The 23,281-nt window shown below is 41.9% G+C and carries 19 protein-coding genes; 2 read left to right on the plus strand and 17 right to left on the minus strand.

Features of this window, described 5'->3' with window-relative positions; genetic code table 11:
* Positions 1-75: 75 nt before the first annotated feature.
* From murG to mraZ, 9 genes are all read right to left on the minus strand, one after another.
* The gene (gene murG, locus AC04Q1_RS03915) at positions 76-1,179 is read right to left on the minus strand and encodes an undecaprenyldiphospho-muramoylpentapeptide beta-N-acetylglucosaminyltransferase (protein WP_478362003.1); all 1,104 of its coding nucleotides are present in this window, start codon (positions 1,177-1,179) and stop codon (positions 76-78) included.
* A gap of 149 nt (positions 1,180-1,328) precedes the next feature.
* Positions 1,329-2,516, minus strand: coding sequence for an FtsW/RodA/SpoVE family cell cycle protein (locus AC04Q1_RS03920; RefSeq protein WP_478362005.1), 1,188 nt, complete (start codon positions 2,514-2,516; stop codon positions 1,329-1,331).
* A 15-nt stretch (positions 2,517-2,531) separates the two neighbouring features.
* Positions 2,532-3,920: a UDP-N-acetylmuramoyl-L-alanine--D-glutamate ligase gene (murD, locus tag AC04Q1_RS03925; protein WP_478362006.1), complete on the minus strand. Its 1,389-nt coding sequence runs from the start codon at positions 3,918-3,920 to the stop codon at positions 2,532-2,534.
* Positions 3,921-4,108: 188 nt separating this feature from the next.
* Positions 4,109-5,356: a phospho-N-acetylmuramoyl-pentapeptide-transferase gene (gene mraY, locus AC04Q1_RS03930; protein ID WP_478362008.1), complete on the minus strand. Its 1,248-nt coding sequence runs from the start codon at positions 5,354-5,356 to the stop codon at positions 4,109-4,111.
* Positions 5,356-6,813, minus strand: coding sequence for a UDP-N-acetylmuramoyl-L-alanyl-D-glutamate--2,6-diaminopimelate ligase (locus AC04Q1_RS03935; protein ID WP_478362010.1), 1,458 nt, complete (start codon positions 6,811-6,813; stop codon positions 5,356-5,358). The genes mraY and AC04Q1_RS03935 overlap by 1 nt, the downstream gene beginning before the upstream one ends.
* A gap of 80 nt (positions 6,814-6,893) precedes the next feature.
* Positions 6,894-8,996: a penicillin-binding protein gene (locus tag AC04Q1_RS03940; RefSeq protein ID WP_478362012.1), complete on the minus strand. Its 2,103-nt coding sequence runs from the start codon at positions 8,994-8,996 to the stop codon at positions 6,894-6,896.
* Complete coding sequence (locus tag AC04Q1_RS03945) at positions 8,986-9,408, minus strand: FtsL-like putative cell division protein (RefSeq protein WP_478362014.1); 423 nt, start codon at positions 9,406-9,408, stop codon at positions 8,986-8,988. The genes AC04Q1_RS03940 and AC04Q1_RS03945 overlap by 11 nt, the downstream gene beginning before the upstream one ends.
* Entirely contained in the window at positions 9,405-10,310 is a 906-nt protein-coding gene (gene rsmH / locus AC04Q1_RS03950; RefSeq protein WP_478362016.1) for a 16S rRNA (cytosine(1402)-N(4))-methyltransferase RsmH, read from the minus strand. The genes AC04Q1_RS03945 and rsmH overlap by 4 nt, the downstream gene beginning before the upstream one ends.
* Positions 10,300-10,767, minus strand: coding sequence for a division/cell wall cluster transcriptional repressor MraZ (gene mraZ, locus AC04Q1_RS03955; protein ID WP_055915237.1), 468 nt, complete (start codon positions 10,765-10,767; stop codon positions 10,300-10,302). Before mraZ ends, rsmH begins: the two co-directional genes overlap by 11 nt.
* A 448-nt stretch (positions 10,768-11,215) precedes the next feature.
* Between mraZ and AC04Q1_RS03960 the strand changes: the two genes are divergently transcribed.
* Both AC04Q1_RS03960 and AC04Q1_RS03965 read left to right on the plus strand, forming a co-directional pair.
* Complete coding sequence (locus AC04Q1_RS03960; RefSeq protein WP_478362018.1) at positions 11,216-12,787, plus strand: PepSY-associated TM helix domain-containing protein; 1,572 nt, start codon at positions 11,216-11,218, stop codon at positions 12,785-12,787.
* A gap of 166 nt (positions 12,788-12,953) precedes the next feature.
* The gene (locus AC04Q1_RS03965; protein WP_478362020.1) at positions 12,954-13,604 is read left to right on the plus strand and encodes an HD domain-containing protein; all 651 of its coding nucleotides are present in this window, start codon (positions 12,954-12,956) and stop codon (positions 13,602-13,604) included.
* A 27-nt stretch (positions 13,605-13,631) separates the two neighbouring features.
* Here the strand turns inward: AC04Q1_RS03965 and AC04Q1_RS03970 are convergent, their stop codons facing one another.
* The 8 genes from AC04Q1_RS03970 to AC04Q1_RS04005 form a co-directional block, all read right to left on the minus strand.
* The gene (locus tag AC04Q1_RS03970; RefSeq protein ID WP_478362022.1) at positions 13,632-14,153 is read right to left on the minus strand and encodes a hypothetical protein; all 522 of its coding nucleotides are present in this window, start codon (positions 14,151-14,153) and stop codon (positions 13,632-13,634) included.
* Positions 14,154-14,211: 58 nt separating this feature from the next.
* Positions 14,212-15,186 carry a 3-keto-disaccharide hydrolase gene (locus tag AC04Q1_RS03975; RefSeq protein WP_478362024.1) on the minus strand — a complete coding sequence of 325 codons (975 nt, stop codon included), beginning with the start codon at positions 15,184-15,186 and terminating at the stop codon, positions 14,212-14,214.
* A gap of 207 nt (positions 15,187-15,393) precedes the next feature.
* Positions 15,394-16,587 (minus strand): phosphoglycerate kinase, encoded by a 1,194-nt coding sequence (locus AC04Q1_RS03980; protein ID WP_478362026.1) that lies wholly within the window; start codon positions 16,585-16,587, stop codon positions 15,394-15,396.
* A 4-nt stretch (positions 16,588-16,591) separates the two neighbouring features.
* Positions 16,592-17,029, minus strand: coding sequence for a GNAT family N-acetyltransferase (locus tag AC04Q1_RS03985; protein WP_478362028.1), 438 nt, complete (start codon positions 17,027-17,029; stop codon positions 16,592-16,594).
* Between the two features lie 512 nt (positions 17,030-17,541).
* A complete protein-coding gene (locus tag AC04Q1_RS03990; RefSeq protein WP_478362030.1) occupies positions 17,542-18,879 on the minus strand; it encodes a paraquat-inducible protein A in 1,338 nt (445 codons plus the stop codon).
* 28 nt (positions 18,880-18,907) lie between these two features.
* On the minus strand, positions 18,908-20,233 hold the full coding sequence (locus AC04Q1_RS03995) for a paraquat-inducible protein A (RefSeq protein WP_478362032.1): 1,326 nt from the start codon (positions 20,231-20,233) through the stop codon (positions 18,908-18,910).
* A gap of 158 nt (positions 20,234-20,391) precedes the next feature.
* Positions 20,392-21,810: a sulfatase family protein gene (locus AC04Q1_RS04000; protein ID WP_478362034.1), complete on the minus strand. Its 1,419-nt coding sequence runs from the start codon at positions 21,808-21,810 to the stop codon at positions 20,392-20,394.
* Between the two features lie 30 nt (positions 21,811-21,840).
* Positions 21,841-23,271 carry a sulfatase family protein gene (locus tag AC04Q1_RS04005; RefSeq protein ID WP_478362036.1) on the minus strand — a complete coding sequence of 477 codons (1,431 nt, stop codon included), beginning with the start codon at positions 23,269-23,271 and terminating at the stop codon, positions 21,841-21,843.
* Positions 23,272-23,281: the final 10 nt, after the last annotated feature.

The raw sequence follows: 23,281 nt of genomic DNA on the forward strand, positions 1-23,281 counted from the left end.
TAGATTTGAGATGGGAGATATGAGACACCAGACAAACCGTCTAATCTCAAATCTTACATCTGGTTTTTCATATCTCTACTTAATCAATTTCAATACTTCTTTTGCAATAATTTCATCTGCCTCTGGCAATGCCATTTTGCCCAGGTTTTCTGAAAGCTTTTCGCTCTGTTCTTTATTGTTTAACAACGACAGTGCTTCTTTTACCAATGCATCTTCAGCAGAACGGTCGTTAATTAATATTGCTGCTCCGTTTTTTACCAGGGCCATTGCATTTTTAGTTTGATGGTCTTCTGCAACATTAGGCGATGGCACTAAAATCACCGGCTTTTTAATTAAACAAAGCTCAGCTATGGTTCCTGCTCCTGCCCTGCTGATAATGACATCCGCTGCGGCATAGGCCAGATCCATTTTATTTAGAAACTCCAGGATCCGGACATTGGGGTGATATGCGGTGCCCAATCTTTCAATAATCCCCTTATAGTAATATTTACCTGTTTGCCAAACCACCTGAACATCCTCTGCCAGAATATCTGGCAGATGTTTTTCAACTGCTTTGTTCAATGTACCCGCACCTAAACTTCCTCCGGTAACCATAATGGTTTTTTTCAAGGGATCGAGTTTTAACAGTTCGGCACCCTGATAGTGTTTTCCTTTAATATCGACTACTTCCTGGCGTACAGGATTTCCTGTCTTCAAAATTCTGTCTGCCGGGAAAAACTGGTCCATATCATCAAAAGCGACACAGATTTTCGAGGCCTTTTTCCCCAGCCACTTATTGGTTACCCCCGCATAGGAATTCTGTTCCTGGATGAGGTAAGGAATTCCTTTTAAAGAGGCGGCATACAATAGCGGACCTGAAGCATAGCCACCAACACCCACTACGACGTCGGGCCTAAAATCATTGATGATCTGTAAGGCCTTACGCACACTGCCGATAACCTTGAATGGAAGCGCCAGATTTTTAATGATCGAGCCGCGCTGCATCCCACTGATATTCAACCCTATAATCTTATATCCGGCCGCGGGAACTTTTTCCATTTCCATCCGGCCATTTGCACCCACAAACAAAATCTCACAGCCTGGCACCATGCGTTTTAGCGCATTGGCTATGGCTACGGCGGGAAAAATGTGCCCGCCGGTGCCACCACCTGATATGATAATTTTTGGGGAATTATTCATTTTTATATTTATTTATTTTTAACCGAAGGCACTGAGTTGTCTGGCTTTATAACAGCAAGGTTATGTTGACCACCAAGGCACGAATACACAAAGTATGATCATGCCCCGTTTAATTTTTCAACCTTCCAACATTTCAGCCTTCAACCTCATTAAGCTATCGCCGGAATCTCTCCAACAATTATTTTATTTTTCGTTTTTTCTTCTTTCGATGTCAGTTTTGCGTTTTCTTCTACATCACGGCTTACACTTAATATGATACCGAAAGCCACGCTGGTAAAGATCATTGATGTACCGCCCATACTCACCAACGGAAGCGGAACTCCGGTTACAGGCCCCAACCCTACTGCTACAGCCATGTTGGCAAAAGCCTGAATGGTTAAACTGAAACTCAGTCCGGCAGCCAACAGCGCACCAAAAGCCTTGGGCGCCCGGGTGACGATCTTGATACATCGGTATAAAAGCACCAGGTAAAGCACCATAATTACAATTCCTCCCAGTGTTCCCCATTCTTCAATAATAATGGCGAAAATAAAATCGGAATAGGGGTGTGGCAGGAAGTTGCGCTGCGTACTATTACCTGGTCCTTTACCAAAAACACCACCAGTAGCCAGGGCAATTTTTGCCTGATCTGCCTGATAAGTTTTATCTGAATGCTGCATCTCGGGATGCATGAACGTATTGATACGCGATATGTATGTTTTTCTCCTCGGCCCCAAAAAGAAAACAAACAGGAGCAGCACCAAACCGCCTGCACAAACAATCGCAATCTGTTTAATACTGATCCTACCGATAATCAACAGCAAAATACTTACACCAAACAACATTAAAGCTGTAGAAAGATTGGCCAGTGCGATCAAAACAAATACCACACAGACCGAACCCATAATCGGTATAAATGATTCTTTAACGTTTTTAATATTTTCTTGCTTTTTGGTCAGCATTCGGGCCAAAAATGTAATCAATGCTAATTTTGCTAAATCGGATGTCTGAAAAGTGAGTCCGATTACGGGTATTTTAACCCATCTGGAAGCATCGTTTAAATTCGTTCCGAATATTAGCGTATAAAATAGCAGGGGAATGGTCACAATCATGAGCACCTTCGAAATACCGGCATAATAGCGGTAGTCGAGCAGGTGGGCGATATAAATCATCCCAATACCCATCAGTACAAAAATCAAGTGTTTGGTGAGCAACAGTTTCTCTACGGTTTCTCCTTTTTTATATGCCAAAGTGCCTGTTGCACTGTACACCGCCATTACGGATATAAGCGAAAGCAGGATGATAATCAACCAGATCCATCTATCGCCTTTTGTTTTATTAAGTAGTGCTTGGAACATATATTAAGCCTCCTATTATAATTCTCTAACTGCCGCTTTAAATTGGTTACCTCGGTCTTCGTAATTTTTAAACAAATCGAAACTTGCACAGGCAGGCGACAATAATACCGCATCACCCCGTTTGGCCAAATGAAAAGCAATCTGTGCCGCTTCATCTGCCGAAAAAGTATTTACGATCACATCTACATCATCTTCAAAAGCATCGTGGATACGTTTGTTGTCCTTACCTAAACAAACGATAGCCTTGACCTTGCTTCTAACCAGATCTTTAAGCATATTGTAATCGTTTCCTTTGTCAACACCGCCCATAATCAGTACCACATCACTGGTCATGCTTTCCAGCGCATACCATGTCGAATTTACATTGGTGGCTTTACTGTCGTTAATGAAATCGATACCAGAAATTTTGGCCACATGCTCTAACCTGTGCTCAATATTTTTGAAATTGCCCATGCTTTCGCGGATGGTCTCATTTCTTAATTCTAAAACTTTCGACACGATGCCCGACGCCATAGAATTGTAAATGTTGTGCTTGCCCTGTAAGGCTAAATCTGAAATCGTCATGGTTAGCGGATTATTTGGTTCTGTAAGGATATGTATAGTAGTTTCTTCTAAATAAGCACCCGGTTCAACTTTTTTGACAATTGAAAAGGGAAAGGTTTTGGCTAAGGGCTTGGTAATTGCGATGGCCTTTAAGCTCTCTTCATCATCTGCACAGTAAATAAAGACATCTTCTGAAGTCTGATTCTGAACAATGCGCATTTTTGATGCGGCATAATTTTCCAGTTTATAATCGTAACGGTCTAAATGATCTGGCGTAATGTTTAATAAAACCGCGATATCGGCTTTAAACTCAAACATATCATCAAGCATGAAACTCGAAATTTCCAGTACATAGTAATCGTAATTTTCTGTTGCCACCTGCGCAGCAAAACTCTGTCCGATGTTGCCGGCCAAACCGACATTTAAACCTGCATTTTTTAGGATGTGGTAGGTTAATAAACTGGTGGTCGATTTACCGTTTGAACCCGTGATACAAATGGTTTTTGCACTAGTGTATCTTTTGGCAAATTCGATTTCAGAAATCACTGAAATTCCCTTTGCTGTAAGTTTTTTGATAATAGGTGCTGTTGAGGGAATACCCGGGCTTTTGATTACCTCGGTAGCATTCAGGATCAGTTCTTCCGTATGTTGTTCTGACTCGAAGGGAACAGACAGTTTTTCCAATGCAGCTTTATATTTATCGGTAATCACACCATAATCGGATACAAAGACATCGAAACCTTTTGCCTGCGCCAGTTTAGCAGCGCCAACCCCACTTTCGCCTGCACCAAGAATAACCACACGGCCATGCCCTGCCATTGCTGACTTAGTATTGCCTGATGTGTTATTATCGGTGTTCATTTTTTCTATTTTTTAGTATCAAGTATTGGGTAGTAAGTACCAAGACAAGAGAACTATCATTTTTAACTTTTATTTTTTTTTGCCAAAAGGGCATTTATATTCTCTACTGTTCCGGCGTTTATACCATCTTGCTTTATTTTTCTTTTGAGGATGACCTTACCCTCTATGCTAAGCCTTCCACCTTAAAACTATCTCAATTTCAATGTTACAATGGTCATAATTGCCAGCATGATTCCGATGATCCAGAAACGCGTTACAATTTTTGCCTCGTGATATCCTTTTTTCTGGTAATGGTGATGTAATGGCGACATCAGGAAAATCCTCCGCCCTTCGCCAAACTTCTTTTTGGTATACTTGAAATAAGATACCTGCATAATTACCGACACCAGCTCCACCAGGAATACGCCACATAAAATCGGGATCAAAAGCTCTTTGCGGATCATCAGCGCAAATGAGGCGATGATCCCTCCGATGGCCAGACTTCCTGTATCGCCCATAAAAATCTGGGCCGGGTAAGAGTTGTACCAAAGGAAACCCACACAGGAACCAACAAACGCCCCTGCAAAAATCATTAGCTCTGCCGAGTTGGGGATATACATGATATTGAGGTAATCGGCCATGATGGTATTACCCGACACATAGGCCAAGATCCCAAGGGTAATCCCGATTACAGCTGAGGTACCTGTTGCCAAACCATCAATACCATCGGTAATATTTGCCCCGTTCGAAACTGCGGTAATGATGAATACTGTAATGATGAGGAAGATGATAAAAGCATATTTCTGATAATCCCCACCTAAAAACTTAAGCACTTTTGCATAATCGAACTCGTTGTTCTTATAAAAAGGCATATTGGTTTTGGTGGATTTTACATCCTGGGTATAATAAAAAGTCTCGCCTTTCTGCCGCAGCACCATCGGCACAGACGAAGTGTTTTTCACATCATCCTGCACCGTTTCCCTTACCACAATATTGGGATGAAAGTACATGGTACAACCCACGATTAAGCCTAACCCAACCTGACCTACCACTTTAAAACGACCAGCTAATCCCTCTTTATTCTTTTTAAATACCTTGATATAATCGTCCAAAAAACCGACAGCACCCATCCATATCGTAGTGATAATCATGAGGATGACATAGATGTTGGAAATATTGGCAAACAACAAAGTCGGGATTAGGATACCCAGCAAAATAATAATACCGCCCATGGTAGGGGTACCCTGTTTTTGCATCTGACCTTCTAAACCTAAATTCCTAACCGTTTCTCCAACCTGTTTTTTATGCAGATAGTCTATTAGCCTCCGACCGTATACGGTAGTAATTACCAATGATAAAATAATAGAGATAGAAGCACGGAAAGTGATGTACTGAAACAACCTCAACCCAGGTATATCGTAATGCTTATGCAGGTATTCGAATAATAAATATAACATTAGCTGATTGGTTTTAGTTGTTCAAGTAAAATTTCTTTATCATCAAAATGGTTCCTTACCCCATTTATTTCCTGGTATTTCTCGTGCCCTTTACCCGCAACCAGAATAATATCTCCAGGTTTTGCCAGGTGGCAGGCTGTTTTTATGGCTTCTCTTCTATCTAATATGGATAAGGTTTTACGCTTATTGGTAGGTGAAACACCTGCTTCCATTTCGTTGATAATCGTTTGGGCATCTTCAGTCCGTGGATTATCAGAGGTCAGGATCACCTTGTCACTCCAATCGCAGGCTACCTGAGCCATAACCGGGCGTTTCGTCTTATCCCTGTCTCCACCGCAACCAATTACGGTAATGACCTGTTCTGTTCCTTTGCGGATATTGGCTATGGTACTCAGCACATTCTGAACGGCATCAGGCGTATGGGCATAGTCTACAATGCCAATAATCTTATTGGCGGAGGTGATATAATCAAACCGGCCTTCCGCACCCGATAAGCGGCTTAACAGCGTCAATACTTTCAGTTTATCCTGTTCCAGCAAAATCGCAGTTCCATAAACTGCCAACAGGTTATAGGCGTTGAATGAACCTACAAGCTTAAAGTATACATCTTCATTATCGATATCCAAATGAAGCCCGCTGAACTGATTCTCGATAATTTTTGCTTTAAAATCAGCCAGTTGTTTCAGCGCATAGGTTTTTTTATACGCTTTTGTGTTCTGCAACATCACCACACCATTTTTATCATCGATATTGGTGAGTGCAAACGCCGATTTAGGCAAGCCATCAAAAAATGCTTTTTTGGCTTTTAAATAAGCATCAAAGGTTTTATGAAAATCTAAATGATCATGTGTTAAATTCGAAAATACCCCTCCAGCGAAAGTCAAGCCTTCAATCCGGTGCTGAGAAACCGCGTGCGAACTTACTTCCATAAAACAGTAATCGCAGCCTGCATCAACCATCTGCCTTAAAAGCTGATTCAATGCAATCGGATTGGGCGTAGTATGTGTTGCCGCCACTACCGTATCATTGATATAATTTTCAACTGTTGACAAAAGGCCTGTTTTGTAGCCTAAATCTTTAAATAGTTTGAAAAGTATGGTGGCGATGGTCGTTTTTCCGTTGGTCCCGGTAATACCGATCAGTTTCAGATCTGCTGATGGATTTCCAAAATAGTTCCCAGCAATAATCCCCAAAGCAACTGATGTGTTTTCTACTTTAACATAAGTGACCCTAAAATCATGAACCTCCGGTAAATTCTCGCAGATGATTACTCCAGCTCCCTGTTCAATGGTCTGCTCAATAAACTGGTGTCCATCTGCCGCCGTGCCCACTATCGCAAAAAAGACGTCATCTTTACTTACTTTACGTGAATCGAAATTCAGCGCATTGATTTCCCTATCAGTTTTACCAACCAATTCTTTAATCGTTACACCGTAAAGTAAATCTTGTAATTGCATTTTATTATTTATTCTTTTAATAGCAAGTAGTGAATATGGGGTAGCAGGACATGAAGTCTTATTACCCTATGCCTTCTACCTTAATTCAATTCTATCTGTACACCTAATCCTTTACCCACCCTGGTTCCTGCGATAATGGATTGACTGACTACCTTTCCTGAGCCATTAACTTTGGTTTTCAATCCAGCATTCCCTAAAAGATACAATGCATCTTTCAACCCCATCCCGGTTACATTAGGCATTACCCCTTTTCGTTCGTTGTTTTCCTGAAAAATTGTCCCCGCACTGGTATCTATAATATTGTAATATTCTGATTTTGAAGCAAAAAGCGGTTTAAAACCAAATGCTTTATATACTTTTTGAGTGGCTTTGCTCTGCCCGGCTTTTGTTGGCGGATTACCGGTATTGCCGACCAAACGGGTGGGCATATCGTTATACATCTGCATATCGCTGGCATAAATACGGTCGGCGATTTCCCTGAAAACCGGACCAGAAACCGTGGCACCATAATAAGCACCTTTTGGATCGTTGATTACCACAATCAAAGAATACTTAGGTTTATCGGCCGGGAAGTATCCTACAAAAGAAGCCTGGTACTGCTTATTGGCCTTATAGCCCTTATTCGCATCCGCCACCTGGGCAGTACCCGTTTTACCTGCTATTGGATATAAGGGATTGTAAACAATCTGCTTTCCACTGCCCTCGGTTACCACTCCTTCAAGCATTTTCTTGATTTTGCTCAAGGTAACATCCGAACAGATTTTATCATTGATTACCCTTGCTTTAAACTGCTCAATCGGATTACCCAGCCTTCTGATCTCTTTCACAAAAATTGGTGCGATCATTTTGCCATTGTTAGCCACCGCATTATACATGGTAAGCATTTTTAATGGCGTTAATTGCATCTCATAACCATAAGCCATTTGAGGAAGGGTCATATTTTTATTCCAGCTCCTGTTCGTTTTAGGGTTTTTAACCACCGGCATTGCCTCTCCGGGAATCTGCAGTTCCATTTTTTTGTTGAGCCCCCAATCATACAGGTGATCGGTAAATTTTATCGGATCGTTGCCATAATGCGTGTTAATCAGCTTTGCGATTGCCGCATTGGAAGAGGTTTCAAAGGCTTTTTTCGCCGTAACGGTTTCAATTTTTGGATGTGAATCCGTGATCAGCTTTCCGGGGATCTGATAGTAGCCTGTACCGATCATGGTGTTCGTATCGATAAGTTTGTCTTCCAAAAGCGCCATGTAAGAGGCCAGTTTAAAGGTTGATCCCGGATCCTGGTTACCTGCAATGGCATAATTAAACTTCTCTTTATATACCCCTTCTTCTACTTTAGAAAAATTCGCTACCGCACGGATTTCGCCCGTTGCGACCTCCATCAGGATCACTGTACCGTGATCGGCCTGCGATTTGATCAACTGTTTCTCCAATGCGCTCTGTGCCAGATCCTGCATATTCACATCAATGGTCGAAATAATGTCGGCACCATCTTTCGGAGCTACCTCAGCTTCTTCGTTTACGGGAATATAAACCCCTCCTGCGATACGCTGCATCAATCTTTTTCCGGTTTCACCGTTAATGTATTCTTTGTATGCCCCCTCTAAACCCACACCGTTTTTAACATTTTCATTTTTATAACCGATTGTACGGGCAGCTAATGCCTGAAAAGGAAGAATACGCTTGTTCTGTTGAACAGCGATTAAACCGCCGCTAAACTTACCAATGTTATATAAAGGAAAAGTTCTGATGGTTTTAAGATCAGCATACCCTACTTTCCGGTGAATCAATAAATAACGTGCGCTATCCTGACGGCCAACACGCAGATAACGGGCATACTCTTTAGGGGTTTTATCCTTAAAAATCTGCGAAAGTTTATAACCAAGTGAATCTACCTTCTCGTTAAACACCTTATCCTCTGCGATGCCACCGGCAAACATATCCATACGGAGTTCATACTCCGGTATCGAAGTGGCCAGCAAACTCCCATCATTGGAATAGATGTTCCCACGGGTAGCCTCAACATTTACATATCGTGTAGAAAGACTATCCGCCATAGCTTTCCATTTTTTTCCCTGCACATACTGCACCTGACCGAGGCGTAAAAACACCGCGAAAGCAAAAAGCACAATTAAGCCAAATGCCAGATATACACGAAGCAAGATGTTTGCTCTAATATTCATCGCTTTTAACAATTATTTTTTTTGGTGGTTCAATCAGTTCTTTTATTCCAAGGGTATCAACCTTTTTGGCAACCTCTGTCAATTTGCTCTTGAACATCAGGTCGGCCTTTAGGGATTTATACTCCCATCTCAACTCTTTTACTTCTTTATTTAATTTATCAATGCGGCGAACATTATTTACCGCAAAGTGGCTATTGGCAATGTAAACCATTCCCAAAAGCGCCAAAAAACACAAATAAGGCAAAGCATCAGTTGCCACCTCTTTTGTTACGAGTCCATCATTGAAAAGCTTGCTGATAAACGAATTGCTATCCATTTTTTCTTCAGCAGTCTTCGGCCTTTTGGGCGCAGCTTTAAGCTCTGGTTCGGGCCCGATCTCCTCTTCTTCTATCTCTTCCCTAAACCTGTTCATATCTTTTCTGCAATTCTTAGTTTCGCACTGCGCGCCCTATTGTTCCGGGCAATTTCTTCATCAGTGGCCATTATCGCCTTCCGTGTAATTACATTAAATGGCTTTTGCTGATTTCCGAAGAAATCTTTTTCCACCTCGCCCTGAAATTTGCCTTTTGCCATAAAGTTTTTGACCGGCCTGTCTTCCAAAGAGTGATAAGACATCACCACTAAATGACCCCCGGGTTTCAATACATCAGCGGCTTGTTGCAAAAAATCTTCGAGCACCTGTATTTCAGCATTTACCTCTATACGCAGCGCCTGAAAAACCTGCGCTAGATACTTGTTTTCTTTTCCTTTCGGGATATAGCCAGCAATGGCTGATTTCAAACTGTCGATATCCGTAAAAGGCTGCTCTAAACGCGAAGTGACAATGGCACGGGCCAAAGACTTTGCGTTTTTCACCTCACCATAAATCCCAAAGATTTTATGAAGTTTATCTTCCGTATAGGTATTTAAAATTTCGGCGGCCGTCAGATCGCGGTGCTGATCCATACGCATATCCAGAATGGCATTATGACGGATCGAAAAACCACGTTGTGGTACATCAAACTGATGCGAGGAAACCCCAAGATCGGCCAGAATACCATCAACCTGTCTAAAACCTTTTAAACGGAGATTATTTTTAAGAAAACCGAAATTCTGATCAATAAAAATGAAACGCTCATCAGTCGGAATATTGGCCTGTGCATCCGGATCCTGATCAAAAGCAATTAATCTTCCTTTTGGTCCAAGATGTTTCAATATCTCTCTGGAGTGTCCACCACCACCAAAGGTCACATCCACATAAACCCCGTCAGGGTTAATATTCAGACCATCAATACAAGGCTGCAACATCACAGGCACGTGGTAATTATTCTCCATCCGCGCCTCCTTTCTTATCGCCCATTACTTTTTGCGCAAGATTCGCAAAATTGGCCGGAACATCATCAAAAATATCTTCATAAGATTTTTTGTCCCACACCTCGATACGGTCCAACTGACAGGCCAATACAAGATCGCTCCCGATGCCCGCATATTCTACCAAAGATTTAGGAAGCAGCACACGGCCAGCAGCATCAAGGGAAAGCTCGGTTGCCCCACGGGTAAAAGCCCTTACAAAGGCACGGTTTTCCTGATCGTAAATATTAAGCTTGGCAAGGTCGGCCACTACAGCGTCCCAAACATTTTTAGGATAGATCACCAGGTTTTTTTCAAAACCACGGTTAATAATAAGCCCATCATTCTCAGCATTAGGCAATTGTTTCTTAAGCGCAGCAGGCACCATAAGGCGGCCCTTTGCGTCAAGTTTACAATCGAATTCTCCTAAAAGTTGGGTCATAGTGGTTTCTACACTTTATATCTAGTGTAAAAGTAAATAGTTCTACCACTTTTTACCACTTTTTACCACAAAAAAGTTTTCCACATCTTTTTTGTTACAGTAATGGTCCCACAATATAGCTAGAATAACTCCACCCGCACAACTAAAAAACCACTATAGTCTGATAATAAGCAGGTTAAAAATAAATATTAAAAAAGTGTCACGTCCGCCCAGATTTTCACAGAAATCAAAAATAAAGCTAAAAATGAGGATCGTAATAACTCATAACGGACGCCAAAAGCATGCATTTTATTCAAAGCCCAACATCCTGATAGACTAAATGGCCAGATCTCTCACATCACTTATTTAGACTGGTTAAAAATAATTTGGAACAAAGCATTTAAAACGATTTCTTTGTAGCATAGAACTATCCTTTAGCTGATAAGACAAAGGGAAAAAGCGCTCAACAATGAAATCAGAAAATAAATCCAAAAGTTTGAACTGGGCAAAACATCAAAAAAGATGGTTTGGCAAATGGCACCTTTATCTGGGTATTATTGCCGGAGCAATAGTTGCTTTTGTAGGTGTTACGGGAAGTATCCTGGTTTTTCAGGACGAAATTGACCGGGCTTTAAATCCCGATCTGTTTGTGGTGGTGGCTCAGAAGAAGAAGATGCCCATTGAGGATATTGTGCCGCTTATCAAGGCAAATTATCCTAAACTGAAAATTGATTATCTGTTTTTGGGAGACGTTAAAAATCCCAATGAAGCTTATAGCATCACTAACTTAAAAACAGAGGAACAGACTTTTATCAATCCTTATAATGGTAAGATCAGCGGGAAGCGGGTATACACCAGTTCTTTTATCAGGGTAGTTACCGAACTGCACCGCACGTTGCTGATTCCTGTAGCCGGAAGATACATCTGCGGACTGGCTTCGCTATGTCTTTTAATTTTAACGATTTCGGGCCTTCGTTTATGGATCCCCCGGAAATGGAAACAGTTAAAATCGGTGCTTACGGTAAGGTTTAGCGGATCGTTTAAGCGGCAAAATTACGACTGGCACAACTCATTGGGCTTTTATTCCTCTCCTTTTGTTGCCATATTGAGCCTGACAGGTTTTTCGATTACTTTCTCTACCCTGGTTATTCCGTTCTTATTCTTGCTCAGCGGAAAATCGCCACAGGGCGTAGCTAAATTATTGGGCGCGAAATCGGCATGGCATGCGCAGGCAGTTCCCCTCCCGTTAAAAGCTATTGTTGCTGTTGCAAAAGAAAAAATGCCGAATGGCTATATTGGCGGAATTGCCTTCCCTGCAGATAAAATGGGCACTTACCGTTTGGATGTGGTGAGTGGAAACTTGCCAAGGGTTGGAAAAAGAGAAATGTTGATTGTTGATCAGTATACTGCAAAATCTTTACTGAACAGCCGTAAAGATTTTCCAAACGTTGGCAATGCTTACCTGGGCTGGTTAACGCCGATCCACTATGGGAGTTTTGGCGGCAGGCCGACGCAGGTTATTGCCATTATTGCCGGATTAATGCCTCTTGCGCTTTTTATTACGGGTTTTATTATTTGGTGGCCGCGTTATAAAAAACAAAAGAAAGGCAAAAAGAGAAAAACAGATGAGGCCATCTTGGAAGATACATCGGAAACTGATATTGCTCAAAAGACACTTAAATCAGCTAAAATCAGAATGCCCCTCCCTAAACTTGGAAAGTATTTCGTAATCCAGTTTAAATCTGGCTTTAAATACGCAGTCATGATTCTTGCGATCAGTTTTGCGATGGGTGCACTGTATGGGCTTCCATCCGGGATCATTATTCAGCCAGCCATTTTCGTTATTGCTTTTAGCTGTGTAATGGTATGCCTCAATTTTATATGTGCGCTTTTATCTGAACTGTTCAATATACTATTCTTGCTTCCATTCAGGAAAGGTAGCCATAGGGTCACCCGGTATTTCGCCTTATCAACCGCGTTTCTGATCTGCTATTTAGCTGTATACATTGTGCTGTTAAATACAGGTTTAGAGGTTTTCTAGCTTATTTCTCATACACTACACGCCTGCGACAGGGAGGAGATTAACAAGTTAAAATCAGTCGAATTTCTTGAACTGGATTAAGAAATTATTGCGCTAAATTGGTCATTTTTACAGAAACCAAAGCATTTAAATAGGCTTGATTATAACAATTGAAAAACCATAGCACATGTTACTTCATGCACCAAAAACACTTGCAGGCATCGAAATACCCGACAGTAATTTAGCCAAACAAGCTACTGAACTTTTAATTGAGCACGGTTCCGAATTTTTATACAACCACTCCCTAAGGACTTTTATTTTTGCCTCGATAAATGGCAGACAAAAGAAAATGAAATACGATCCAGAGCTATTGTATATCTGTTCGGTATTCCATGATCTTGGCTTAAGTCCACATTACAGCAGTGATGATAAGCGTTTTGAAGTAGACGGGGCAAATGCTGCCCGTGATTTTCTGAAAAGTCATGGATTTGCTCAACAGACTTTACAGTTGGTATGGGACGCCATTGCACTACATACAACACCCGGCATTGTAGAATATAAAGAGGCCGAGGCGGTACTATTGAACGCTGGGGTGGCACTTGATGTGGTTGGAAGAGGCTACGAACAGCTAAAAGATAATATCCGACAGGAAATTATCCATCGCTTTCCGCGTACTGACTTTAAGAAAACCATTATCCCCACCTTTTACGAGGGATTTAAACATAAACCCCATACGACCTTTGGCAATATGAATGCCGATATATGTACCTGTATGATCCCGAATTTTAAAAGCCCTAATTTTTGTGATGCCATTATCAATTCTCCGTGGAGCGAATAAGTGAAGCGCCTAATTAAAGTTCTAGGACTAGTAATCACCCAATACCCTAAAATATAACTCCCGTTGTGAAATTACGAACAAGGAGATAAAGACAAACAGAAAATTATCAAAGTTTTTATCGTCTTTAGCTACAGTACTTTCAAGCTCCCAGCCACTAAAAAAAGTATGTTTTATTTTAAATAATCTTATGCCATCATAGAACAGATCAATAGAGGGTTGTTTAGTCCAGAAGCTTACATGTGCAGCAATATCCAGATTAACACTAATCTGGTTGTCATTCTCATCATATATCAGGCTGGTTATGGTGATCATGGGGATACTACCGCCTAAAATATCACAAAACACAAAATTGTCCTTTTTTAACTGGAAGTTGCTTTTTTCGCTTTGAAGATCTTTTACCAGGGCATATTCGCTTCCCGCCATATCACATGTGAGTATTTTTTCCTCTTCTTCTGTAAAAATGAACGAAAACAATTCCTGCCCTTCACTATTGCTAATCACCAATTTGTGGTCGGGCTTTCGAATTTGCCGTAAATTGTAATAATTCATAGTAAGATGTTTGTAATTATAAAGGCCTGGATTTATTCCGGGCCTTTTTAAAAAATAGTTATTTTGCAGGTGTGATCACGATTTTTCTAAATTCAATCGGGGCGTGATCCCCCTGAAGGTAAATAGGCCCTGCCTCGCTTTCATTACTATCCAATGCACCTCCGGTAATGCCGGGGATTTCCTGGTTGGAGATAATGGTTTTTCCATTGGCGACTATGGTTACCAGACGGCCAACAAGGGTAATATCGTAAGTTTGCCATTGATCCGGGCCAAGCGTAGCCATTTCGTTAGGCGCTAAAAACCCATAAACACCACCAAAAAGTACACTGTTAGGATGCGAATCTTTTTTACTGTCTTCGATCTGCACTTCGTAACGCCCTCTTAAATACACCCCGCTGTTTCCTCCTTCTGCATACTTAAATTCGACATGAAGTTTAAAGTCATTATATTTTTGTTCGGTAATCAGGTTTATTCCTGCTTTTGGACTGGTTAAAATACCGTTCTTCACTACCCATTGGCTTTGTCCGTTGGTTTTCCAGCCCGAGAGATCCTTGCCGTTGAACAGGTTGATCGGTTTGCCCCATGGAGGTGCTGCCGTTCTTTTCAGGTAGGGTGCTTTAACACCTTTCCAGCTATATTCCTTCCCATTACAATCTGTCATTTTTCCCTGAATCCCAGAATCAGTCAGGTTGCCCTCGATAACCAGATTCGATGCACCACTCTCCCATTGTGGCGGGATTTCAAATTTAAACCTGCCATCGGCAAATTTCACTTCCGATACCGGGCGGGCACTGCCTGCGGTAGATACAAAATAACCCACCAGCGTTTTTACTCCGGATAATTTTACTTCCAGCCAGGCAGGTGCCGATTTTCCGTTGATATCAACGGTAATGTCCCATCGTCCAATTATGGGAGCAGGCTCTGCAGCCAACTCAATGGGGTCAGGTTTTGTAACTGTAGCAGCAAATGTTCTTTCAGACAGGCCCGCAATCAGCAGAGACCCCATACCGAATAAAAAGATTTTTTTTCTCATAGATGTAATTGACTTATTAAGTTGTTCATGTTTTATCCCAAGACTGTTATTGATACCAGACTGAGATAATAATCAGAAAGATAAAACTTATTTTTTGAAGCACCATAACGATCGGCAAAATGAAGTTTCTAAAACACCAAGACAGTAGAACAACAAAGCCCTTGCAGATTGCTCTACAAGGGCTTTGTTTATATTAGGATTTATCGTTTATCCATTGATGGCTTTAACACCTGGTAATTCTTTACCTTCCATATATTCGAGTAAAGCTCCACCACCTGTGGAAACGTAACTTACTTCATCTTCCATACCGAATTTTGCAATTGCCGCAGCAGAATCGCCACCGCCGATTAAGGAGAATGCACCATTATCTTTGGTAGCGGCCACAACAGCTTCTGCAACTGCCTTGGTACCTACCTGGAAACTCTCCATTTCGAAAACGCCCATCGGGCCATTCCACAATAAGGTTTTAGAGTTTTTGATCACATCCTGGAATAAAGCCACCGATTTTGGACCGATATCCAATCCCATCCAATCTGCAGGGATCTGACCGGATGTCACATCTTTTTTATCCGCATCGTTTGCAAATTTATCTGCAATTACCGTGTCCACCGGTAAAATCAGGTTTACACCTTTTGCTTTCGCTTTTTCGATCAATTCCAAAGAAAGTTCTTGTTTATCGGCTTCTAATAATGAGGTGCCGATTTCACCGCCCTGGGCTTTAGCAAAGGTATAAGCCATACCACCGCCGATGATCAGGTTATCTACTTTGTCCAATAATTTCTCGATCAAAAGGATTTTATCCGATACTTTAGCACCACCCATAATTGCAGTGAACGGCCTTTCCGCATGATTTAATATTTTCTCGGCATTTTCTACTTCTGATGCCATTAAATAACCGAAATATTTGGCATCAGGGAAAAACTGGGCAATAATGGATGTAGAAGCGTGTGCACGGTGCGCCGTACCAAAGGCATCATTTACATATACATCGCCTAATTTTGATAATTTCTCAGCAAAGGCCACATCACCTTTTTCTTCTTCTTTGTAAAAACGAAGGTTTTCCAACAATAAAACTTCACCTGCTTTTAAATCTGCTGCCTGTTTTACGGCACTTTCGCCTATACAATCGTCGGCAAATTTAACTTCAACACCAATAAGGGCCGATAGATCAGGTAAGATGTGTTTTAAAGAATATTTATCTGTCGGACCTTCTTTCGGGCGGCCTAAATGCGACATTAAAATCACTGCACCGCCATCTTTCAGGATTTTAGAAATGGTCGGTAAAGCAGCTCTGATTCTTTTATCATCTGTAATTCTAAATTCATCATCTAAAGGCACATTAAAATCTACCCGGATTAATGCTTTTTTATCTTTAAAGTCAAACTGGTCAATAGTATTCATGTTGTTATTTTTGATTTAAGTTTAATTTCATTTCGTAATGGAAACCGATGCCTGGGATATCAAATTCCGGCGATTCGGTGGTAAAACCGATCTTTTTATAAAATGCGGCAGCAGTTGAACGGGCATTGCACCATAAATAATCGGTATTGTATTCTTTAAGGTATTCGATGGCAAAAGTTACCAATGCGGCACCATAACCTTTTCCGCCTTCATCGGGATGGGTGGCCATTCCCCTGAGCTGATAGCCCTCCCCTTCTTCAGGAAAAAAATCGTTGCGCATAAAGGTTGCTATCGATTTTATTTCCCCATCTTTTAAAAATCCAAGATGGAAAGTATCATAAGCCGTATCGCCTTCAAAAACACATGCTTCAAAGGGCTTGCCATTGCGTAAAACCAGGCTTCTTAAAGGGAGTACTTCTTCTGGAAGAATAAATTTGACCATATTTTTAGTATCATTAGCTAATCTCAGATTTCCAAGACATTGCCATAGGATGCACCGCAAACGTTTGCAAAGTTAATAAAGCAATTGAAACCTGATAATAATATCGGTCTGAGTTTTTAACAATTTAGATCTGAACCAGCGGAGCCCTAAAAAATAGATTTTTTTTTTTGCAAAGCAGGTCCTATGCCTTTCGGTTGAGGCAGTCCTTCTTTCCGCTCTTATCTTTTTGTGATTGTTTAATGGTTGCTGATTTGAACTGTAACAAAAAGTATAACCGCTGCATCAAGGTTTAATTCACAGGGGGCAGTGCGAAAGAACCACAAATGAAACTATTGGCAAGAAATTAATAGGCGTTTTGTATTTCTTGCAGTAAGGAAGTTCTTTAGCCCCCGGCACAGCGGCATTCCCAAAGCGAAGCGGAGGGATACAGCCAAGCACGGAAACAAACCTTAATGGTCGTACAACATTGCGCTTCAAAAAAAGAGGGCTGATTTTTAAATACAACCTACTATTTAATCACATGGGCCGTTCCGCTCGTCGATCCTTTTGAGGATAAAGGACAGCACCATGGCATAGGCCACATAAGCCACGAATACAAAAAAACCAAGCTGAAGAGCCGAATTATTAGCTGTGACTGTTTTCAGTGTTCCGCTCTGCACATTTAATCCCGAAAGCTGGCTTTTCAATATGCCGTTTAAACCGATATAAGTCATGGCAATACCAACCACCATTACATCTGCCATATCCCATTTACCAAGATCGAAGGCAAGAAAGCGAAGTACTTTCCGGCTGCCGAACAGATGTCCGCAGGATACATGAACACCCCTTGCAATAATCCGAAGCAAAGGCAGTACCACCACAAAAACAAGCAACAATACACCAACCAATACCGCATCGGGTTTTGGCTGTTCAATCAGGGTGCCTATAATACCAAGTATGCTTTTGCTCTGAAAAAAGAGCACCTGGTTGGTGAAAGCGATCTTATCACCCAAAAGGCCAAATTCGAGCGACTGGATACGCGCATCCACCTCTATAATCGGTGAGGTAACGCCAACAGTAAGTAAAATCACGGCAAATAACAGCGACATCACAAACAGTGGAACATGCAGCCGCACCGATTTTCTTAAAAACAACCAAAGCATCAGTGCTATGGCTACACAGCCCAGCATCCCCAAGCCACACTGGAAAGTCTCTTTTTTGATCTCTGCGAGCCTTGAATTTACCAAACGGTCGTAGGCGGTTGCATTTGCAACGTGATATTTATGATAGATATTCTGCTCTACAGTGGTGATGGTGGTATCGGTACTGTCGTAGGTCTGGTTTTCTAACTCATCCAACTTGCTCGTTGCAACCCCCTTAAGCCTTTTCAGGCTTTTTGGGCTGGTAATCTTCGTCACGATGGTTTTGGCAAACGAGGGCACCTGCGCATGGAGTTCATCCACATCAACAAAACTTTTAAAAGCCAGTTTCTTCAGTTTACCGCCAAGGGTCTTCTGAGGTTTGGTCACCTCTGATACCGCTTTGTTTACCAATCCATGCAACTCTTTTTCCACCTCTTTGCGCATGTCTTTTTTCTGCTCCGCGGTTAAATTAAAGCCTTTTACCCGTTTGTCAACAACTGCCGAAATTTTTTCGCCCCATCGGTCAACCGAAAAGATCCCAAAAGTGATATTGTTTGATAAGCTATAATCTTCCTTTATGCGTTTCTGCTCGTAAGAAAGCTGATGAAAACGATAGCCAAAGTAGGCTTCTCCAATCAACAGGATGCTCAATCCTACAATAAGTGCAAGAGGCGCGAACCGGTTCTTTTTAGAATGGATATTTTTAGGGGTATCTGTTGTCGTTGCCATAATAAGTCAATCAGCTGTAATAAAGGAGTTAGTGGGCATCATGTGGGGTAATGAACTTCAATATCGTGGAGAGAATGAGGCCATAAAGCACAAAACTGATGAATATGATGTATCCCGGCTGGAGCGCCGTATTATTGGTGGTTAAGATGGTAAGCGAATCATTTTTGATATTGAGCGCCTGGAGCTGACCTTCTAGCAGGCCGTTAAGCCCTATGTAGGCCATCAGGATGGCGATTACGATTACATCGGCCATACTCCATTTTCCCGACTGGAAAGCGAAGTATTTAATAATTCCGTTTTCAGCCAGACGTTTACCGCCTAAAAGGTGTACACCTGTTGAACTGAGTTTAACCACCGGGAAAAGAATGCTAAATACCAGGATCAGCACCCCTACCAGAATGGAATCAATTCCGGGCTGCCCGATCAGTACCCTTACTACGTCCATAATGCTCTTGCTCTGAAAAAACAGCACCTGATCTTTGAAGACAACATGTTCGCCCAATAATACAAAGTCGAGCGAACGGATCCTGGCATCCACTTCGATCATGGAAGCTGTGAGGCCCACCCCCAAAAGTATGAAAGCAAAGAGCAGCGACATTACGAAAAGCGTAATATGAAGATCTCTGCGTTTGCGGAGCCCCCACCAAAAGCCGAGTACCACCACCACGCATGCCAGCATTCCAAACGAATATCCATAGGTTTTGGTTCGGATATCGGCAAGGGATTGAACCAGCTTTTTATTGAGCACAGGTGTTGATGATACCTTGTATTTTTGGTACATGGCCCTTACAGAAGCGCCGTTTGCCACAAATGCACTGTCGAGCTTTTCCTCATCGGCCAGTTGATTAAATTCGCCCATGGCCATTTTGCTCAACTGCTTTTTGTTCTTCGGATTGTCGACCTCGGCAATGATCTTTCTGGCAAAACCCGGTACCTGCGCCCGGATACTATCAGAATTGACAAAATTACGAATTGCAAATTTCTGAATCTTTCCGCTTATGGTTTTTTTTGGTTTGTTCACCAAAGCTTCCGCCTTGTCTATCAGCGCAAGCAATACCTGTTGCACTTCTGTTTGCAATACCTTTTTCTGTTTTTTGGTCATCTTCAGGTTACCCACCTGATGGTGCACAATCCTGGATACATTATCTTTCCACTGCTGTACGGAAAACAGCCCGAAGGTTATGTTGTTGATATCGGAATAGTCCTCCTTGATCTGTTCCTGCTGATCGGAAAGCTCGTGCAGCCTAAAGCCGAAATAACCCTCTGCACCAAGCAGGGCGGCAAGTATCAGGATAAGCAGCAATTTTGGAATAAAGGATTTTCTCTCCTTATTATGTGTTGTTTGTGTTTCCAAGCCGGTCAGTTTACACAGTTATAATTCTTTTTCTTTGCCCAGGACCTGGAAAAACCAAACGAATGATTTACCAATAGTAATATCTGGCCATTGGGAGATAAAACCGACAAAACATAAAAAGGTTTTTAAAGCGAATAAAAATATTGTTATTACCTACATTAAGGCAAAGCAGGTTTCGAAATCCCGGCTTTTTGCTGCGCGAATTTTGTCCTCAGGTCCTTGATCACCGTATGGTATCTTAGATCTTTTGCCAGGTTTAATGTCTCATGGGGATCATTTTTCAGATCATAGAGCTCTTCATAATTGTGCTCAACGAAGTTCATGTATTTAAAACGTTTAGTTACAATCCCTTCTTCTTTTGGAATATGTGGACTTCCTAAATAATAATGCTGATACACAAAATCGTTTCTTTCGGGGATCTGTCTTTTAATCACTTTGATCAGATCTACACCTTGCATGCCTTTTGGAACGGCTAGATGGGCCATTGATAGAATGGTTGGTGCAATATCGATGTTCAGTGCCATCTGCGAGGCTTTTTGATGTGGCAAATTCGGATCATAAATAAACATGGGCACCCGGATAGATTCTTCATAACCATACCATTTGCCTTCCATGCCGTGCTCACCCAGGAACATCCCGTTATCACCCATAAAAATTATAATGGTCTTTTTGGTGAGGTTTAACCGGGCAAGTTTTTTAACCATCTCACCTACTACATCATCCACGCCGGTAATCAGGCGGTAATAGTTTTTAACGTTTTCCTGATAAAGTTCTGGTGTACCAAAAAGCCCTTTCCATCTTGATCTTCCAAAATTCTCATCTGTTCTTAAGAAACCGGGCAATTGTTTCCAGTATTTTGGATCGGCCGTTAAGGGAACTGGAATGCTTACGTTTTTATAATAATCCTTATAGCGGGGCTGGATAATATATTTAGGCGGATTGCCGTCCTGCTCGTGCGGGGCTTTGAAACTTACCGAAAGGCAAAAGGCATCTTTATTGCCAAACTGATCTAAAAAATCGCCTATGGCATGCCCAATAGTATCGGTATCGTGGATTTCCTTTCCGTTTTTACCAATGGTTACATAATCAGGCTGCGATTTCTCCCCCGCCTCGGTATCCACCCAAAAATCATATAAGCTGTGGGGCGGATGTTTACCCACGCCGAATTTTCCGATAAAGCCCAGTTTATATCCGGCATTCTTCAATAATGATGGATAGGTATTTGCAAGGGCCGCGGGAGAAAGATCGGTACTGAAGTCGCCAATATTGTGCCGCGATTGATATTGCCCGGTTAATACACTTGCCCTGCTTACACAACAGATGGAAGTGGTAACAAAGGCATTTTTAAAAAGTATACCCGCGTTTGCCAGTTTATCCAGATGTGGTGTTTGGATAATGCGGTTCCCCATTGCGCCCAGCGCATCAAAACGCTGATCGTCGGTCAGGATAAAAATAATGTTTGGCCTTTCTACCTGTCGGGAATTCTGTTGTTCTTCTTGCTTAGCTATTTTAAAGGAAACGAGGCCAGTAAGCGCTAGCCCCATAAATACAATCTTTGCCTTGGTGATGTGCTCCATTATCTTTATGGTAATAAAAATTTAATACGACTATTGACCGGCCGCTTTATTTTCTTTCTGATAAACACGGTCGCCGGCAGCGCCCTCATCCCCTTGCTCCCTCATCCAATCTTTTAACTTTAGCGCATACTGCTTAACGAGTTTGCTGTAACTTTTATCGGCCGCAAGGTTATTCAATTCGTAAGGGTCTTTTTGAATATCGTAAAACTCCAGGGCAGGCCTGGTGGTAATGCGGTCGACCATTTTTTTTGTTTTTTCAGATGTTTTTGCCTTTTCTACCCAATTGTTCCAATAACTGCCCTTATTTGCCGGGTTCATCATGTATTTGATGTAGTATGGTGCGTCGGGTGTTAAGTTCATCAGCAGTTTATAATGGGTATCGCGGATGGAGCGGATCGGATATGGTGTCCCTTCAGGAATGTTGTCGTGAATCCCAAAAGCAACTTTCCTATGCGCTTTGTTTTGATCGGCCAGGACATTTAAAAAACTACTTCCATCCAATCCTTTAACAGGCTCTCCTCCGGCAATATCTATCAGTGTAGGTGTAATATCTTCATACTGTACCAGTGCATCTGTTTTAGAACCCGGCTTTACTTTTTCCGGCCACCTTACAATCATTGAACTTTTCTGCCCGTTATCCCACAAGGTCCACTTACCACCGGGAAATTGTGGCCCTTGCTCACCCAGGAAAATAAAGATCGTATTTTGGTCCTGCCCGGTTTCTTTTAGTAATCTGCGGATATCACCTACCTGGTTATCCAGTCGCCTAACTTCCGCCAGGTATTTGCAGTACAGTTCCCTTACATCCTTTGTATCGACCATATGTGGCGGCAGGATTACCTTCTCAGGGTCGAATTCATCCGGGTTGCCCATTGTCCATGGAGCATGTGGATTGATGCTCATGATAAAGAGGCAAAACGGGTTGGCATCTTTTTTTGTTATGAAATTCCTGATGTCATCCAGTTCATAATCATCGGTTTTGGCCACACAGTTTGGCTCGAATCCTTTAATGATCTGAAAAGGGAAAACAGAGACAGGCTTTGTACTGTGGTCTTTTCCGGTCAGGGCTACGGTATATTTCTGATCACCAAGGTATTGGCAGATGCTTTTCAAGCCCGTGTGATAAACCGGTTTATGGTTTTGGAACGATCCATGGTGCATGGGATAAAGACCGGTAAAGAGCGATGCCCTTGTGGGTACACACATGGCTTCCGAGCAGATCATCTGGTCGAACTTCATACCTTCTGCCGCAAGCGAATCGATGTTTTTGGTCTGCAGGTTTTTACCGCCATAACAGCTAAGCTGCCTGCTGTCCAGATCATCGGCCATAATGATTACGATATTCGGCCGGGTAGATACCTTTACTGCTTTGGATTTAGTTGAAGGTTTAAAGGAAAAAATGGGGATTAAAACGGTAGTGGTTAAAATCAGGGTGATTAAGGTGGATTTAAGTTTCATCATGATCAATTTC

The sequence above is a fragment of the Pedobacter humicola genome, from assembly GCF_056490705.1.

Bases quoted from the DNA above. Each gene is read 5' to 3' on its own strand.
- AC04Q1_RS04005 (WP_478362036.1), bottom strand. From the start codon at position 23,271: ATGATGAAACTTAAATCCACCTTAATCACCCTGATTTTAACCACTACC.
- AC04Q1_RS03965 (WP_478362020.1), top strand. From the start codon at position 12,954: ATGTTACTTCATGCACCAAAAACACTTGCAGGCATCGAAATACCCGAC.
- murD (WP_478362006.1), bottom strand. From the start codon at position 3,920: ATGAACACCGATAATAACACATCAGGCAATACTAAGTCAGCAATGGCA.
- AC04Q1_RS03935 (WP_478362010.1), bottom strand. From the start codon at position 6,813: ATGCAATTACAAGATTTACTTTACGGTGTAACGATTAAAGAATTGGTT.
- AC04Q1_RS03970 (WP_478362022.1), bottom strand. From the start codon at position 14,153: ATGAATTATTACAATTTACGGCAAATTCGAAAGCCCGACCACAAATTG.
- AC04Q1_RS04000 (WP_478362034.1), bottom strand. From the start codon at position 21,810: ATGGAGCACATCACCAAGGCAAAGATTGTATTTATGGGGCTAGCGCTT.
- AC04Q1_RS03940 (WP_478362012.1), bottom strand. From the start codon at position 8,996: ATGAATATTAGAGCAAACATCTTGCTTCGTGTATATCTGGCATTTGGC.
- AC04Q1_RS03985 (WP_478362028.1), bottom strand. From the start codon at position 17,029: ATGGTCAAATTTATTCTTCCAGAAGAAGTACTCCCTTTAAGAAGCCTG.
- rsmH (WP_478362016.1), bottom strand. From the start codon at position 10,310: ATGGAGAATAATTACCACGTGCCTGTGATGTTGCAGCCTTGTATTGAT.
- mraZ (WP_055915237.1), bottom strand. From the start codon at position 10,767: ATGACCCAACTTTTAGGAGAATTCGATTGTAAACTTGACGCAAAGGGC.
- AC04Q1_RS03980 (WP_478362026.1), bottom strand. From the start codon at position 16,587: ATGAATACTATTGACCAGTTTGACTTTAAAGATAAAAAAGCATTAATC.
- AC04Q1_RS03990 (WP_478362030.1), bottom strand. From the start codon at position 18,879: ATGGCAACGACAACAGATACCCCTAAAAATATCCATTCTAAAAAGAAC.
- mraY (WP_478362008.1), bottom strand. From the start codon at position 5,356: ATGTTATATTTATTATTCGAATACCTGCATAAGCATTACGATATACCT.
- AC04Q1_RS03920 (WP_478362005.1), bottom strand. From the start codon at position 2,516: ATGTTCCAAGCACTACTTAATAAAACAAAAGGCGATAGATGGATCTGG.
- AC04Q1_RS03945 (WP_478362014.1), bottom strand. From the start codon at position 9,408: ATGAACAGGTTTAGGGAAGAGATAGAAGAAGAGGAGATCGGGCCCGAA.
- AC04Q1_RS03975 (WP_478362024.1), bottom strand. From the start codon at position 15,186: ATGAGAAAAAAAATCTTTTTATTCGGTATGGGGTCTCTGCTGATTGCG.
- murG (WP_478362003.1), bottom strand. From the start codon at position 1,179: ATGAATAATTCCCCAAAAATTATCATATCAGGTGGTGGCACCGGCGGG.
- AC04Q1_RS03960 (WP_478362018.1), top strand. From the start codon at position 11,216: ATGAAATCAGAAAATAAATCCAAAAGTTTGAACTGGGCAAAACATCAA.